Annotated in this window: 13 protein-coding genes; 7 read left to right on the top strand and 6 right to left on the bottom strand. The window is 73.3% G+C overall.

The window, feature by feature from the left end:
- Positions 1–61: 61 nt before the first annotated feature.
- Positions 62–847 carry a pyrimidine reductase family protein gene (locus tag AB0E67_RS13065; RefSeq protein WP_362024985.1) on the bottom strand — a complete coding sequence of 262 codons (786 nt, stop codon included), beginning with the start codon at positions 845–847 and terminating at the stop codon, positions 62–64.
- 37 nt (positions 848–884) lie between these two features.
- Here AB0E67_RS13065 and zapE point away from each other — a divergent pair, with 37 nt between their 5' ends.
- The 3 genes from zapE to AB0E67_RS13050 all read left to right on the top strand — a co-directional run bounded on the left by zapE (position 885) and on the right by AB0E67_RS13050 (position 4250).
- On the top strand, positions 885–1976 hold the full coding sequence (gene zapE / locus AB0E67_RS13060) for a cell division protein ZapE (RefSeq protein ID WP_362024982.1): 1092 nt from the start codon (positions 885–887) through the stop codon (positions 1974–1976).
- Between the two features lie 116 nt (positions 1977–2092).
- The gene (locus AB0E67_RS13055) at positions 2093–2518 is read left to right on the top strand and encodes an OsmC family protein (RefSeq protein ID WP_351519214.1); all 426 of its coding nucleotides are present in this window, start codon (positions 2093–2095) and stop codon (positions 2516–2518) included.
- Positions 2519–2834: 316 nt separating this feature from the next.
- On the top strand, positions 2835–4250 hold the full coding sequence (locus tag AB0E67_RS13050) for an alkaline phosphatase PhoX (protein ID WP_362024978.1): 1416 nt from the start codon (positions 2835–2837) through the stop codon (positions 4248–4250).
- A 197-nt stretch (positions 4251–4447) separates the two neighbouring features.
- On the opposite strand, the gene AB0E67_RS13045 is transcribed toward AB0E67_RS13050, so the two are convergent.
- From AB0E67_RS13045 to AB0E67_RS13035, 3 genes are read right to left on the bottom strand one after another with little or no spacing between them, the layout of a single operon-like run.
- Complete coding sequence (locus AB0E67_RS13045; protein ID WP_362024976.1) at positions 4448–5116, bottom strand: ABC transporter; 669 nt, start codon at positions 5114–5116, stop codon at positions 4448–4450.
- Complete coding sequence (locus AB0E67_RS13040) at positions 5113–6129, bottom strand: ATP-binding cassette domain-containing protein (RefSeq protein ID WP_362025534.1); 1017 nt, start codon at positions 6127–6129, stop codon at positions 5113–5115. The genes AB0E67_RS13045 and AB0E67_RS13040 overlap by 4 nt, the downstream gene beginning before the upstream one ends.
- The gene (locus AB0E67_RS13035) at positions 6126–6803 is read right to left on the bottom strand and encodes an AIM24 family protein (RefSeq protein WP_362024973.1); all 678 of its coding nucleotides are present in this window, start codon (positions 6801–6803) and stop codon (positions 6126–6128) included. The genes AB0E67_RS13040 and AB0E67_RS13035 overlap by 4 nt, the downstream gene beginning before the upstream one ends.
- A 105-nt stretch (positions 6804–6908) precedes the next feature.
- Here AB0E67_RS13035 and AB0E67_RS13030 point away from each other — a divergent pair, with 105 nt between their 5' ends.
- Entirely contained in the window at positions 6909–7673 is a 765-nt protein-coding gene (locus AB0E67_RS13030) for a peptidyl-tRNA hydrolase (protein ID WP_362025531.1), read from the top strand.
- A gap of 288 nt (positions 7674–7961) precedes the next feature.
- Positions 7962–9398, top strand: coding sequence for a DUF692 family multinuclear iron-containing protein (locus tag AB0E67_RS13025; RefSeq protein ID WP_362024970.1), 1437 nt, complete (start codon positions 7962–7964; stop codon positions 9396–9398).
- 318 nt (positions 9399–9716) lie between these two features.
- On the opposite strand, the gene hemQ is transcribed toward AB0E67_RS13025, so the two are convergent.
- Positions 9717–10430, bottom strand: coding sequence for a hydrogen peroxide-dependent heme synthase (hemQ, locus tag AB0E67_RS13020; RefSeq protein ID WP_360104870.1), 714 nt, complete (start codon positions 10428–10430; stop codon positions 9717–9719).
- A gap of 4 nt (positions 10431–10434) precedes the next feature.
- On the bottom strand, positions 10435–11922 hold the full coding sequence (hemG, locus tag AB0E67_RS13015) for a protoporphyrinogen oxidase (protein WP_362024967.1): 1488 nt from the start codon (positions 11920–11922) through the stop codon (positions 10435–10437).
- A 292-nt stretch (positions 11923–12214) separates the two neighbouring features.
- On the opposite strand from hemG, the gene AB0E67_RS13010 reads away from it, so the two are divergent.
- Both AB0E67_RS13010 and AB0E67_RS13005 read left to right on the top strand, forming a co-directional pair.
- Complete coding sequence (locus AB0E67_RS13010; RefSeq protein WP_362024964.1) at positions 12215–13183, top strand: DUF4349 domain-containing protein; 969 nt, start codon at positions 12215–12217, stop codon at positions 13181–13183.
- Positions 13184–13220: 37 nt separating this feature from the next.
- The gene (locus AB0E67_RS13005; RefSeq protein WP_362024961.1) at positions 13221–14609 is read left to right on the top strand and encodes an FAD-dependent oxidoreductase; all 1389 of its coding nucleotides are present in this window, start codon (positions 13221–13223) and stop codon (positions 14607–14609) included.
- Positions 14610–14629 lie beyond the last annotated feature (20 nt).

Raw genomic sequence — 14629 nt, 5'->3', positions numbered from 1 at the left:
GGGACTGCGAGAGTAATTGTGCCCACCGGAAGTTAAACGGAACGACGAGTTCCGCCGTGTGTCAGCCCCGACGGTCCTCGTACGGGCCCCGACGGTACCGGGTGAACAGAAACCCGTCCTCCTCCAGGACCGATGCCAAGGCGAATCGTTCCGGCACGGCCATCGACGGACCGCCCGCGATCCGCTGCGCGTCCCCGGCGGTCAGCATCGGGGAGACGGTCAGACAGAGCTCGTCCAGCACCCCCGCCGCCACGAACTGGCCCAGCAGTCTGGGACCGCCCTCGGTCAGCAGCCGCCGCAGACCGCGGTCCGCCAGCTCCCGCACGGCCCTCGCGGGGTCCACCCGGAAGCCCTCCCCCGCGACCACCACCTCGGCGCCCGCGTCGCGCGCCGCGGCCATCCGGCCGGGAGGGGCCCCGGCGCCGGTGAGCACCAGGGTCGGGACGAGCGGCGAGACGAAGAGCGGCAACGAGAAGTCCAGGTCCAGACTGCCGCTCACCACCGCGATCGCCGGTGCGGGCCCCTGCCCCGCCGCGGCCCGGCGGGCGGCGAACGCCTCCCGGGCCCTGGCGGGCCGGTACCCCTCCTGCCGCACCGTCTCCGCGCCCGCCACCACCACGTCGGCCAGGGCGCGCAGGGTGCCGAAGATCCGCATGTCGCTCTCGCAGGAGATCGGCTGCGAACGCCCGTCGTGCTGGGCGGCGCCGTCGAGCGTCGAGACCATGTTGGCGCGCAGCCAGGGGCCGTCCGTGTCGGGGTAGGCGTAGGCGTCGGCCAGGGCGTCCAGGCTCCACTCCCCCTCGTCGTCGGTCGCTGTCAGGTCGGTCACAGGGAACAGGCGTCGCATGTCCGGCAGTCTTCCACGGCCCGTAGAGTGGGGGGTTGTGTCGTCCTCCACCGCCGTGCCGGGGCAGAGCCCCATAACCGAAACGGCCCCGCTGTCCCTGTGTGCCCGCGAGCCGCACGTCCCCGCAGACCGCCTGGTCGCCGAGATGGTGCCGCCGCCGCGCTTCGACGCCGTACGTTTCGATACGTACGTACCGGACCCGAAGCAGCCGAGCCAGCGCGAGGCGGTCGACGTGCTGAGCGGCTTCGCGGCCGGGCTCGGCGGGGCGCACGCCAGCGGTTCCGCGAAGCGCAGGTGGTTCGCGCGAAAGGCGGCGGCGCCGGCCGCGCCGCTCGGCGTCTATCTCGACGGCGGTTACGGCGTCGGCAAGACCCATCTGCTGGCCTCCCTCTGGCACGCCACGCCCGCCGCGCCCGCGCTGAAGGCGTTCGGCACCTTCGTCGAGCTGACGAACCTGGTCGGCGCGCTGGGCTTCCAGCAGACCGTGAAGACGCTGAGCGGGCACCGGCTGCTGTGCATCGACGAGTTCGAGCTGGACGACCCGGGTGACACGGTGCTGGTGTCGTCGCTGCTCAGCAGGCTGGTCGAGGAGGGTGTCGCGCTCGCGGCGACCTCCAACACGCTGCCCGGCAAGCTCGGTGAGGGCCGGTTCGCCGCCGCCGACTTCCTCCGGGAGATCCAGGGCCTGTCCGCGCACTTCCGCCCGCTGCGCATCGACGGCGAGGACTACCGGCACCGCGGACTGCCCGAGGCCCCGGCACCATTCACCGACGAACAGGTCACCCGGGCCGCGTACGCCACCGAGGGCGCCAGCCTCGACGACTTCCCCTCACTGCTCGCGCATCTCGCCCGGGTCCACCCGAGCCGCTACGGCGCGCTGACGGACGACCTGCGGGCGGTCTGTCTCACCGAGGTGCAGGCGGTGCCCGACCAGGCGACCGCGCTGCGGCTGGTCGTCCTGGCCGACCGGCTGTACGACCGCGAGGTGCCGGTGCTCGCCTCCGGTGTGCCCTTCGACAAGCTGTTCAGCGACGAGATGCTGAACGGCGGGTACCGGAAGAAGTACTTCCGGGCGATCTCCCGGCTCACGGCGCTGGCGCGCGACGCGAAGGGTCTCGTGGCGCAGTAGGTTCGGGTGCGTGCTGCCCCATTTCCCGGGGGTACCGCACGGGTTCCGGGGCGTACCGCACGGGCGCACCGGAGGCATCCCGTATCCACCGCGCACACCGTTCGAAGGGATCCACCATGGCTACCACGCGCCAGGCGCACACGGTCTGGGAAGGCGATCTGCTCCAGGGCAAGGGCGTCGTCACGTTCGACTCCTCCGGCATCGGCGACTACGACGTCTCGTGGCCGTCCCGCGCGGAGCAGGCGAACGGGAAGACCAGCCCCGAGGAACTCATCGCTGCGGCGCACTCCAGCTGCTTCTCGATGGCACTGTCCAACGGGCTGGCGAAGGCCGGCACCCCGCCGACCCGGCTGAACACCCGTGCCGAGGTCACCTTCCAGCCCGGCACCGGCATCACCGGCATCCACCTCACCGTCCAGGGCGAGGTGCCGGGCCTCGACGAGGCGGGCTTCGCCGAGGCCGCCGAGGACGCCAAGGCGAACTGCCCGGTGAGCCAGGCGCTCACGGGCACGACGATCACCCTCACCGCGTCCCTGGCCTGATCCCGCGCACGGGCCTCCGGGGCCCGTGCGATCGGCAGCCGGGGGCGCGTGACACGCATGAGACACGGTGACCCGCGTGGTTCCCGCGCGCCGATGCGCGTGGTACACACATGCGGGTCACTTCTCCTGTCCGCCAGCAGGGAGTCGCCTCATGTCATCCGCAGCGTCACACGACACGTCGTCGTCACGGGACAGGTCATCCGCGCCATCGCGAGACATGTCATCGTCACGGGACACGGAATCGTCACAGAACGCGGCGTCCGCGGCGTCGCAGAGCACGGCGTCACAGAACACGGCGTCCGCGCCGTCACGGGACTTGTCGTCCGCGGCGTCACGGACCCTCACCACCCGACGGCAGGTCCTGGCCGGCAGCGGCGCGGTCGCCGCCTCGATCGCCTTCGCCGGGGCCTTCTCCGAACTCTTCGCCGGGACCGCCACCGCCCGGGACCTCGATCGCCACAGCGGCCACGCCGGACACTCCGGCCGCAGCGGCTACGGTCCGTTGGTTCCGGACCCCGATGGTCTGCTCGACCTCCCGAAGGGCTTCCACCACCGGGTGCTGTCCCGGGAGGGCGACCCGCTCCGCTCCGGCGAGGGCCCGGTCCCCAGCCACCACGACGGCATGGCCGCCTTCGCGGGCCGGCACGGTCACGTCCGTCTCGTACGCAACCATGAGAACCGCGCCGACGCGGCGTTCCGGGTCCCGGCCGTCGAAGGGCTCACCTACGACCCGATGGGCAAGGGCGGCTGCACTGTCCTGGAGCTGGACGGCCGCAACAACGTCCTGGGCGAACGCGTCGCCATCGCCGGTACGGCGGTGAACTGCGCGGGCGGGCGTACGCCTTGGAACACCTGGCTGACCTGCGAGGAGACCGAGGACAAGGCCGGCACCAACGGCTACACCAAGGACCACGGCTTCATCTTCGAGGTGGACGGCGCCGATCCGCGCCGCACCGGGGCGGTGCCGCTCACCGCGATGGGCCGCTTCCAGCACGAGGCGATCGCCATCGACCCGGCGAACGGGATCGTGTACGAGACCGAGGACGCGTTCGAGCGGCCGTTCGGGCTCTTCTACCGCTTTCTGCCGCGCAAGCCGCTCGGCGGGACGGGATCGCTGCGGGCCGGCGGCCGGCTGGAGGCCATGCGGGTGCCGGGTGTCCCCGACCTGTCCGCCGTCCAGCAGACCGGCGCGAGCTTCGACGGCGTGGAATGGGTGCCCGTACCGGACCCGCTGGCGGCCGAGACCCCCATCCGTTTCCAGGACTTCGGGCCGCGGGGCATCACGCACGCGCAGAAGCTGGAGGGCTGCTACTGGGGCGGTTCCTCGGTCTACTTCGTCTCCAGTTACGCACGCGGCGCGGAGGGCTCGGCGGCGGACCACCACGGTCAGGTGTGGCGGTACGACCCGGGGCGGCGCCGGCTCACTCTGGTCGTCGTGTTCGGGCCCGGCACGGACGTCCAGCTGCCCGGCGAGTCGCCCGACAACATCTGCCTGGCCCCGGACGGCGGGCTGATGGTGTGCGAGGACGGCGACGGCGCGCAGCACGTGTTCGGCCTGACACGGGGCGGCGAGGTGTACGCGATGGCGCGGGGACGGCAGAACATCGGGACGCCGCAGAAGCCGGAATGGGGCGAGTTCGCCGGGGTCACGTTCGCCCCGGACGGCAGGACGATGTACGTCAACTGCTACACCCCGGGGACGACGTTCGCGGTGACGGGGCCGTGGCACTGACGCCGTGACGCATCCGTGCGCCGGTACGGCGGGCGTGCCCGTGCCGGGCGCGGATGGGCCGGCGTCGTGGACGTGCGGGAGGCCCGGGCGGGCAGGGGCGCGGGCGGTCGTGGGCTTCGTCGGCCGACGGCCGTCGGGCCGGGCATGCCGTGCGCCGGGCCTGCCGCCTCTCGCCTCCCGCGTCCCGTGTCCCGCACTCAGCCGCGCAGCGCGGTGAGCCGCCCGGTGAACACGGCGACCGCAGCGGCAAGGACAGCGGAGGCCAGGAGCGGCACGAGCGGCAGGTGCACCGTGCCCGTCCGCGAGCCGGTGACCAGACCGGTCACCGCGCTGTTCGCGGGCGAGCCGGTGGTCACCAGGGCCAGCAGCGCGGCGAGCACGGTGGCGGCGACGGACCAGCCGCGCCCGCGCAGCACCGGCCGGGTGCACAGCGCACCGACCGCCGCCCCCAGCAGCACGCAGCAGCCGACGGCGAGCAGTCCGGCTGCCGCGGCGGGCAGAAGCGGCACCGGGACGGAGTGGTCGGTGTTCGACGGATCGCTGATCAGCAGCACGACCAGGACGGCCGCCGCGCCCAGCGGCCCGGCGCACCCCAGCGCCACGAGGAACGAGGCGAGATGGGAGCGCGGCGAGCCCGTCGCCGCGGCGACGACGGCACGCGCGGCGGGCGGTTCCAGAGCGGTACAGACCTGCACGAACCAGGCAGTGACGGGCAGGAGCCCGGCCGCGGCGTACCCCAGCGAATCGAGCACCGGCTGCCCCCACCACACGCCGACGGCGAGGAAGGCCGCGTAGAGCAGAAGGGGGGCGAGCCAGCGCTGGGAGCGGACCAGCGATGCGGCCCGGTAGCGGAGAAGGGCGGTCATGACGCCTCGGAGATCGAGCCGGTGGGCGGGGGCGGGTCCTCGGACGCGGCCGGCGCGGCGCCGGGCCCGGCCCCACCCGTCGGCGCGGCGCCGTCCGTCGACGGGGTCCCGTCCGCGGATGCGGTCGCGGTGTCCCCCGGTGCGTCCGGTTCAAGGTGGCCGGTCAGTCGCCGGATGTGCCAGGGCGGACAGGCGGTGAGCAGGGCGCGCAGCAGGGCGTCGGAGTGCGCCGCGTCGACGGTGAACCGTACGCCTCCGTCGGGCGCGGGCGCGCGCTCGGGCGCTCCCGGCAGCGCCGCCGGGAGCGCGGCACCCGGTGGGCACGCCGCCTCGATCCGGACCCGGGACCCGGTCGCCACGGCGTGCGCCCCCGGCCCCGTGCCTCCCGCGCCCCCTGTCGTGGGAACGGCGAGGAGCCCGTGTCCCTCGACCCGGAACACGGCGTCGACGGCCCTCGCGAGCCGACGCGGGTCGTGGTCGACGAAGACCACGGTGGAACCGGCCTCGACCCGCTCGGTGACGGCCCGGTCCAGTTCGTCACGAGCCTCGGCGTCCAGGCCGGTCCATGCCTCGTCCAGGACCAGCAACCCCGGTTCGGCGAGCAGCGCCTGGGCGACGGCGACCTTCTGGCTGGTTCCCTTGGAGAGCTCCGCCAGCGGCGTGCGGGTGTGGTGGGCCGCTCCGAGCCGGTCGAGCCATGCCGCGGCCCGGTCCGTCGCCTCGGCGGTCCGCAGCCCGTGGATCCGGCCCAGGTGCACGAGATATCCGGTCGCGGTGAACGGGAGCGCCGCGGGGAAGCGCTCGGGGACGTACGCCGTACGCGGCCTGCGGCCGTGGATCCGGCCCTCCGTCGGCTCGTCGATCCCGGCGAGCAGGCGCAGCAACGTCGACTTGCCGGTGCCGTTGGCCCCCTCGATCCGGACCAGACGGCCCATGGGCAGAGCGAGGTCGACCCCGCGCAGCACCCACGGCCCCCTCAGTCCGTAGCGGCGCCCCACTCCGTCCAGTCTCAGTTGGCCGACGCCTTCTCCTGCTTGAGCTCGCTGGGTCGTACGATCACGAAGCCCTCGCCGTCCAGCCGCAGTTGGACGGCCTCGCCGGATCCGCCGCGGACCATCGAACCGAAGCTCTGCGAGCGGTGCAGCGAGGTGGTGAGGTGGGCGCTCCAGCCGACCACCGCGTCCGTGTCGACGAACACCGGCTGCTGGGCCGTGACGGGTATCACGATGGGGTGGCCCTCGCACATGAGGCCGAGCTTGCCGTAGCCGGTGAAGACGCTGTTGAAGATGCCGCCGCCGACCATCCCCGCGCCCTTCACGGTCTTGATCTCGTAGGCGAGCGTGGGGTCGAAGCACAGGACGTTGCGGCCGTTGACGGTGAGGGCGTCGCCCTGCTCGATGTCCACGATGAAGCAGTTGGCGGCCTCGTGCGCGAACCACGCCTCGCCCTGGCCCCGGACGGCCATCAGCGGCAGTCCCTCGCCGGTGACGGCGCGCTTGAGCATGCCGCCGATGCCCTGGCCCTTGCGCTCGAACTGCAGGTTGCCGCGGAAGGCGATCATCGAACCCTGACGGGCGTGCATCTCACCGTTGACTGCGTACTTGATGGACTTGGCGTTCTGCAGGGTCATCCCCGGGGCCGTGGCCTGCTGTGCCAGGTATTCGCTGGAAAAGAGATCGCTCTTCATGCGGTGCATCCTCACCCGGAGCCGCTCGTTCCCACAACAAGAGCGTCCGGGGCTGCTGGCACACTGGTACGAGTGAGCGACGACAACACTCCCATGCCCCCGGCCATGGACCCGGACCCGGCCGTACCGACGTCCGGTTCCGCGGCGGCGGACAGCCCGTTCGAGTCCGGACGGACGAACCGCGACGAGGCACCGCAGTACGTCCTGCCGCTGGTCGTGCGCATCGAGAGGGCGACGCCACCGGCCCGTACCGACGCCCTGCGGACCGCCGCCCGCGCGGTGCTCGTGATGCTCTCCGACGAGCGCTCGGTGGGCGAGGGCGAATGGGCCCGGGCGATCCGGGACTGGGAGGACGCCCGGATCCGCAAGGTGGTGCGGCGGGCCCGCGGCGCCGAGTGGCGCAGGGCCTGCGAACTGCCCGGCATCACGGTCACGGGCGAGAGCGCCGAGGTGCGGGTCTTCCCTCCGGTGCCTCTGGACGGCTGGCCCGGGGAACTGGCGAGGCTCCAGGTGTCGGGAACGGACCTGGACGACCCGGAGCCCCCGGCCGCACCAGGTCCGCAGGGGCCGGTGCTGTGGCTGAACCCGGAGCTGGGCATGACGGCGGGCAAGGCGATGGCACAGGTCGGGCACGGCGCGCAGCTCGCCTGGTGGGAGCTGTCGGAGACGGAGCGCAAGGCGTGGCGCGAGGCGGGCTTCCCGCTCTCCGTCGCCACCGCGGACGCGGAACGCTGGCGGGAACTCGCGGCGAGCGACCTTCCGTTGGTGCGTGACGCCGGATTCACCGAGATCGCCCCCGGGAAGACCGTCGCGGTCGAGGGACACCACCGCGTCGGGTCCCTGCCGCCCTGCGGCGGCAGCGGGCTCTGACCTCACCGCACGGTCACGACGTCCAGGACGTGTCCGGCTGGTCCGTGGCGGGCCCTGTGCCGCTGAACCTCTGAACCACTGAACCGCGCCCGTCGGGGGCCGTGAGTCGTTCCGTCCCGTTCCCGGTGCCGGTCATCAGGAACGGGACGGAACGGAGCGTCGGCGGCCTCGACGGGCACCTCGGACCGCCGGGAACCTCAGATCAAGCTCTGAACGTCCCCTTCTTCGGATTCGCCACCGCCCGCCGGGGCCATCACCCCTGCACGGAGGAGAAGAAGGAGGGGTGGCATGAGACTGGGGACCGGTATCGGCTGGCGGCCGGAGATCGCGGACGTCGTCGAGGCGCTGCCGGGCATCGACTGGGTGGAGACGGTCGCGGAGAACATCTGCACCGGTCATCTGCCCGATTCGCTGCTGCGGCTGAGGGAACGCGGGGTCACCATCGTCCCGCACGGCGTCTCGCTGGGCCTCGGCGGGGCCGAGCGCCCCGACCCCGGCCGCCTGGCGGACCTCGCGGCCCGCGCCGGACTGCTCGCCGCGCCGCTGGTCACCGAGCACATCGCGTTCGTACGGGCCGGGGGGCCGCGCACCGCTTCGCCGACGCTGGAGGCAGGCCACCTGCTGCCCGTGCCCCGCACCTGGGACGCGCTGGACGTGCTGTGCGAGAACGTGCGGATCGCACAGGACTCGTTGCCCGTGCCCCTGGCACTGGAGAACATCGCGGCCCTGCTCTCCTGGCCGGACGAGGAGCTGACGGAGGGGCAGTTCCTGGCGGAGCTGGTGGAGCGCACCGGGGTCCGGCTGCTGATCGATGTCGCCAACCTGCACACCAACCATGTCAACCGCGGGGAGGATCCCGCCGCCGCACTCGACGAACTGCCGGTGGAGGCCATCGCGTACGTGCATGTGGCGGGCGGCGTCGAGAAGGACGGCGTCTGGCACGACACCCATGCCCATCCGGTCACCCGGCCGGTGCTCGACGTGCTGGCCGAACTCCGCTCCCGGGTCGACCCGCCGGGCGTTCTCCTGGAGCGCGACGACGACTTCCCGCCGGCCGAGGAACTGGCGGGCGAACTGGCCGCGATCCGCACCACGCTGGACCGGGCAGCCGTCCGGGGCGCCGACGCGCCCGCGTACGCCGGAGACCTCGCGTCGCGCCCCGTCGCGGGCCCCGGCGCACACACCGGGAAGGGCACGTCCCCCACGGACGCGCGCCCGTCCGCGCCGACGGACGCGCGCCCTTCGGCTCCGACGTCCCCTTCGGCTCCTACTGTCTTTTCGGCTCCCGCGCACCCCTCCGCTCCCGCGTCCCCGGACTCCGTGCGCGACCGGGTCGCGGTGGCGCAGACGGCGCTGCTCCGTGCCCTCGTCGCGGGCGCTCCCGCCCCGCCCGGCTTCGACGAGCGCCGACTCGACGTCCAGAGCCGCGCCCTGGCCTCCAAACGGGCGGGGGTGGTCGCCAAGGTGGCGCCGGAACTGCCGGAGATCCTGGGCTCGGGCTACCGGGAGGCGTTCCTCGCATACGCCGGACGCCGTCCCATGTCCGGGGGGTACCGACGGGACGCGCTCGACTTCGCCGAGGAGCTGCTGAGCACCGGCCGGCCGACCGACCGGGCTGCCCGGCGCCGCCTCACCCGATGGTGGAAGGACCGGGCGGGCGGGCGTCCGCCCGGCCGCACCACGCTGCTGCTGCGCGCCGCCCGCGCGGCCCTCGTCGGCGGGTGAGCCGCAACTACCCCGAGGAGCCTGTCGGGCGCGGAACGGCGAAGGGATCCTCCCGCCGGATACGGCGCTGGGCCCGGCCTCGTTCGAGGCCGGGCCCAGCGTGCCCCCGTACGTGCCGCACACCCGCGCCCGGCAGGGCGGGGCGGGACGGACCGACGGGCGGGACGATCCACTCGTCCCTCGGGCCCCGGGGGCGCCGCGGGCCGAACCCGCGGCGGACCCGGAACCGAACCCGGTGTCGCTGGAACGACGGGCGACGCGTGACGCGCCGGTGCCCGCCGTCTGATCTTCCGGGCTGGGGTGGTCGGAGCCCGTTCGCTACGCGAGCCCGGCCACCAGGTCTGCGACCGACTTCCTGCGTCCGGTGAAGAACGGGATCTCCTCACGGACGTGCATCCGCGCCTCGGAGCCCCGCAGGTGACGCATGAGGTCGACGATGCGGTGCAGTTCGTCCGCCTCGAAGGCGAGGACCCACTCGTAGTCGCCGAGCGAGAAGGAGGCGACGGTGTTGGCCCGGACGTCGGGGTAGCCGCGGGCCATCTTGCCGTGGTCCGCGAGCATCCGGCGGCGGTCCTCGTCCGGCAGCAGGTACCAGTCGTAGGAGCGAACGAAGGGGTAGACGCTGACGTAGTTGCGCGGCGTCTCGTCGGCCAGGAACGCCGGGATGTGCGACTTGTTGAACTCGGCGGGGCGGTGCAGCGCCATGTTCGACCAGACCGGCTCCAGCGCCCGGCCCAGCTTGGTGCGCCGGAAGAGGTTGTACGCCTCCTGGAGCTCGTCCGAGGTCTCGGCGTGCCACCAGATCATGATGTCGGCATCGGCCCGCAGACCGGACAGGTCGTAGGTGCCGCGGACGGTGACGTCCTTGGCCGCGAGCTGATCGAACAGCTCCTGGACCTCGTCGGCGTAACCGGAGCGGTCGACGGGGAGCACATCACGAAGCTTGAAGACGGACCACAGCGTGTAGCGGATGACCTCGTTGAGGTCCTTGGCCTTCTTACCGGCGTTGGGAATCTTCTCAGGCGCACTCATACGGCTATTGTCCCGCCTCGCTCCCTGTGCCCTGAACCAGGGTCGGCGTGGCGATGATCTCTTCTCCGGAGCCGCCCGCGAGACCGGCGGCGATCTCGTCGGCGGCGCGGTGGGCGCTCGCCACGCACGCCGGGATGCCGACCCCGTCGTAGACCGCTCCGCAGACCCGCAGACCCGGCAGCTCGGCGATCTCCTCCCGGATCCGGGCGACCCGGGTCAGATGTCCCACGGGGTACTGGGGCAGTCCCCCGATCCACCGGGTGACCTCGGTGTCCACGGGCTCCGCTGCCAGTCCGGTGGCCGCCGCGAGATCGCGCAGCGACACAGCCACCAGCTCGGAGTCCTCGCGGTGCAGATGGTCCTCCTCACCGTACCGGCCGACGGAGGTGCGCAGGACGAAGAGGTCGGGAGCGGCCTCGGCGACCCACGACCACTTGCGGGTGGAGAAGGTGGACGCCTTGATGGTGCGCCCGTCCACCGGCGGCACGAGGAAACCGGAACGTCCGTCGAGGGCCGCGGTACCGGCCACGTCGGAACGGCGGAACGCCATGGTGACGAGCGCCATCGACGCGTACTCGACCCCGGCGAGCTCGGCGGAGGCGGCCGGGGACTCGGCGGCGAGCAGGGTGGAGGCGGACCAGGCGGGGGTGGCCAGCACGACGCCGTCGGCGGCGATCACCCGGCCGTCGGTACGCACCTCCCACCCGGTTCCGGTGCGGGTCAGACCGAGGACGGGGATTCCGGTGAGGATCTCCCCCCCGGCCGCGCGCACCGCCTCGGCGACCGCCCCCGGGAGCGTGCCGATGCCGCCCTCGATGCCCTGGAAGACCGGGCCGGTCCTCGGCCGTGCCGCGGCCCGTTCCTGGATGCGCCGGACGCCGTCGAGGAGCGAACCGCCCTCCCGCACCACCTCGAACAGCTGCGGTACGGCGGCCCGCATCGAGATCCGGTACGCGTCGCCCGCGTACACGCCGCCGAGCAGCGGTTCCACGAGCCGGTCGACGACCTCGCGGCCCAGCCGGTCCGCCACGTACGCGCCGACCGCGACGTCGTCGCCGACGGCGGTCGGGGTGAGATCGCGTTCCTCGGCGACACGGGCGAGGCCCTCCGGGGAGATCACGTCGCCGAGCGCCGCCGGATCGCCCGGCACACCCATCACATGACCCTTGGGCATGGGCCGCAGGGCGTCGCGCGTCCACACCGACGCGGCGGTCGTGGCGGGCGGCCGGAGCCGGTCGCCGAGCCCGACGGCACGTGCCAGCTCCACCGCCTCCGGGCGCGTGGCGAGCATCGACTCGGCGCCCAGATCGACCTGTGTCCCGGCGATCTCGCCGGTCATCAGCTTGCCGCCGAGCCGGTCGGTGGCCTCCAGGAGGGTGACCCGCAGCCCGGCCGCGAGCAGCCGGTGGGCGGCGGCGAGACCGGCGATACCGCCACCTACGACGACGACATGGCCCGTGCCTGTGTGCGCGCGATTGAGTGAACGCTCCATGCCTCCACTCTCTCAGAGCCTGTCGGGTGGCCCCTGACCGGGCGGCCACGCCCTGGCACGCACGCTTCCGGCGTTGCCGACATGCCCGCGCAGCTCCCCCACGAGGACATCCCGGCGCCTTGGAATCACACGCACCGGGCCGCGTCCACTCTCCGGTCGAAGGTCGCCCGACGGGCCCTCAGACCCGGTTCGAGGCCCGAACGTGACCGCTTCGAAACCGGGATCGGGCAACCCGCGGACGGGCCCCGCACGTCGAACCGGCAACGTCGACGACCGTCCCGGGGGGACACTCATGCAGACAGCCAGACATCCGCGCCGCACCCGGCGCCGTTCGCGCACCGCCCTGGCCGCCGGGCTCCTGGCCGGCCTCCTCGCGCTGAGCGGCTGCGGCGCCGGCGACGCGGGCGAGACGCGTTCCGCCGACAGCGGGAAGGCCGCCGCACCGCGCGAGCGGGCCGCCTCGGACGCTTCGGCCGGGCAGGCGGAGGGCGCGGGCGATTCGCCGGCGGAGGGGCGGAAGACCGGCGGCCTGCCCGCCGGTGTCCACGTCATCCGCACCGCCACGCTCTCCGTCGAGGTGCGGGACGTGCCGAAGGCCGCCGCGGCCGCCCGCGCGGCGGCGTCCGAGGCCGGCGGCCTGGTGGCCGACGAGAGGACCGAACGGGTCGACGCGACGCGCGAGACGTCGCACATCGTGCTGCGCGTTCCGCAGGACGCGTACGAAACGGTCCTGAAGGACCTCGCGGGCACCGGGAAGCTGCGGTCGCGCACCTCGTCCGCGAAGGACGTCACCGACCAGGTGGTCGACGTGGAGAGCCGGATCGCGTCCCAGCGGGCGAGCGTGGCGCGGGTGCGCAAGCTGATGGACCGGGCCGACGCGCTCTCCGACGTGGTCACGCTGGAAGGCGAACTGAGCAGCCGCCAGGCGGCGTTGGAGTCGCTGCTCGCCCAGCAGGCGTCGCTGAAGGACCGCACCTCGCTGGCGACGATCACCCTCGACCTCTCCGAGCCGGTGAGGTCGCCCGAGACGAACGACGACGACGATCCGCCCGGCTTCCTGGACGCGCTCGGCAACGGCTGGAACGCGTTCCTCACGGTGCTGCGGTGGGGTTCCGTGGTGCTGGGTGCCACGGCTCCGTTCCTGGTCACGATCGTGGTGCTGGTGGTGGCGGGGCGGCTGCTGCTGCGCCGGCTGCGCGGGCGCCGGGCGGCGCGGACGCCCGTGCCGCCGCATTCCTCGCCGAAGCCCCCGGCGTCGTAGCGTTGGTCCCTTCGGATCGGTGTCGAAGGGACCGGGAATGGCGACGGAGCGACTGGTGGTCATCGGTGGTGACGCGGCGGGCATGTCCGCCGCGTCCCAGGCCCGCAGGCTCAAGAGTCCCGACGAGCTGGGGATCGTCGCCTTCGAGCGGGGCCACTTCTCCTCGTACTCCGCCTGCGGCATCCCGTACTGGGTCGGCGGCGACGTGACCGAACGCGAGGACCTCGTCGCCCGTACCCCGCAGGAGCACCGGGCCCGCGACATCGACCTGCGGATGCGCACCGAGATCACGGAGATCGACGTGGCCGGACAGCGGGTGCGGGCGCTGGACCTGGAGACCGACGAGACGTACTGGACGGACTTCGACAAGCTGGTGATCGCGACGGGGGCCCGTCCGGTGCGTCCGGCGCTGCCCGGCATCGACGCGCCCGGGGTGCACGGGGTGCAGACGCTGGACGACGGGCAGGCGCTGCTGGAGTCGCTGGACCAGGTGCCGCAGGGGCGTCGCCGGGCGGTCGTCGTCGGGGCGGGCTACATCGGGGTCGAGATGGCCGAGGCGATGCTGAAGCACGGCTTCGAGGTGACCGTCCTGAACCGGGGCGAGCAGCCGATGGCCACGCTGGACCCCGACATGGGGCGGCTGGTGCACGAGGCGATGGACGGCCTGGGCATCACCACGGTCAACGGGGCCGAGGTGACGGAGATCCGCACCGGGCCGGACGGCCGGGCCGACGCGGTCGTCGCGGGCGGCACGACCTATCCGGCGGACGTGGTGGTGCTCGGCATCGGGGTGGCGCCCGAGACGACGCTGGCCCACGCCGTCGGCCTCCCGGTGGGCCCGCACGGCGGCCTGCTCACCGATCTGTCGATGCGGGTCGTCGGGCACGACAACATCTGGGCGGGTGGCGACTGCGTCGAGGTGCTCGACCTGGTGGCGGGCCGCACCCGGCACATCGCGCTGGGCACCCACGCCAACAAGCACGGCCAGGTCATCGGGTCCAACGTGGCGGGCGGCTACGGGACGTTCCCCGGGGTGGTGGGCACGGCGGTGAGCAAGGTGTGCGATCTGGAGATCGCCCGCACCGGGCTGCGCGAGAAGGACGCCCGCTCGGTGGGGCTGCGCTACGTCACGGCGACGATCGAGTCGACGGGTCGGGCGGGCTACTACCCGGGGGCGCGGCCGATGACGGTCAAGATGCTCGCGGAGTACCGCACCGGGCGGCTGCTCGGGGTGCAGATCGTGGGCCGGGAGGGCGCGGCGAAGCGGGTCGACGTCGCGGCCGTGGCGCTCACGGCCGGAATGACGGTGGACCAGATGACCGCCCTGGACCTCGGCTACGCCCCGCCGTTCTCACCGGTCTGGGACCCGGTCCTGGTGGCCGCCCGCAAGACGGTGACGGCGCTGCGGCGGGCGGGCACCGCCTGAGAGCCCGGCGGGCGCCCATC

Source organism: Streptomyces sp. NPDC032161, assembly GCF_040636995.1.
Lineage (GTDB): Bacteria > Actinomycetota > Actinomycetes > Streptomycetales > Streptomycetaceae > Streptomyces.
Note: the sequence above shows the minus strand (reverse complement) of the source record. Positions and strands in the feature narration are given on the sequence as shown.

What these genes read in the sequence shown, in the direction of transcription:
- AB0E67_RS13035 (WP_362024973.1), bottom strand. Translation starts at nt 6,803, where the DNA reads ATGAAGAGCGATCTCTTTTCCAGCGAATACCTGGCACAGCAGGCCACG.
- AB0E67_RS13025 (WP_362024970.1), top strand. Translation starts at nt 7,962, where the DNA reads ATGAGACTGGGGACCGGTATCGGCTGGCGGCCGGAGATCGCGGACGTC.
- AB0E67_RS13045 (WP_362024976.1), bottom strand. Translation starts at nt 5,116, where the DNA reads ATGACCGCCCTTCTCCGCTACCGGGCCGCATCGCTGGTCCGCTCCCAG.
- AB0E67_RS13030 (WP_362025531.1), top strand. Translation starts at nt 6,909, where the DNA reads ATGGACCCGGACCCGGCCGTACCGACGTCCGGTTCCGCGGCGGCGGAC.
- AB0E67_RS13005 (WP_362024961.1), top strand. Translation starts at nt 13,221, where the DNA reads ATGGCGACGGAGCGACTGGTGGTCATCGGTGGTGACGCGGCGGGCATG.
- hemQ (WP_360104870.1), bottom strand. Translation starts at nt 10,430, where the DNA reads ATGAGTGCGCCTGAGAAGATTCCCAACGCCGGTAAGAAGGCCAAGGAC.
- AB0E67_RS13065 (WP_362024985.1), bottom strand. Translation starts at nt 847, where the DNA reads ATGCGACGCCTGTTCCCTGTGACCGACCTGACAGCGACCGACGACGAG.
- hemG (WP_362024967.1), bottom strand. Translation starts at nt 11,922, where the DNA reads ATGGAGCGTTCACTCAATCGCGCGCACACAGGCACGGGCCATGTCGTC.
- AB0E67_RS13055 (WP_351519214.1), top strand. Translation starts at nt 2,093, where the DNA reads ATGGCTACCACGCGCCAGGCGCACACGGTCTGGGAAGGCGATCTGCTC.
- AB0E67_RS13010 (WP_362024964.1), top strand. Translation starts at nt 12,215, where the DNA reads ATGCAGACAGCCAGACATCCGCGCCGCACCCGGCGCCGTTCGCGCACC.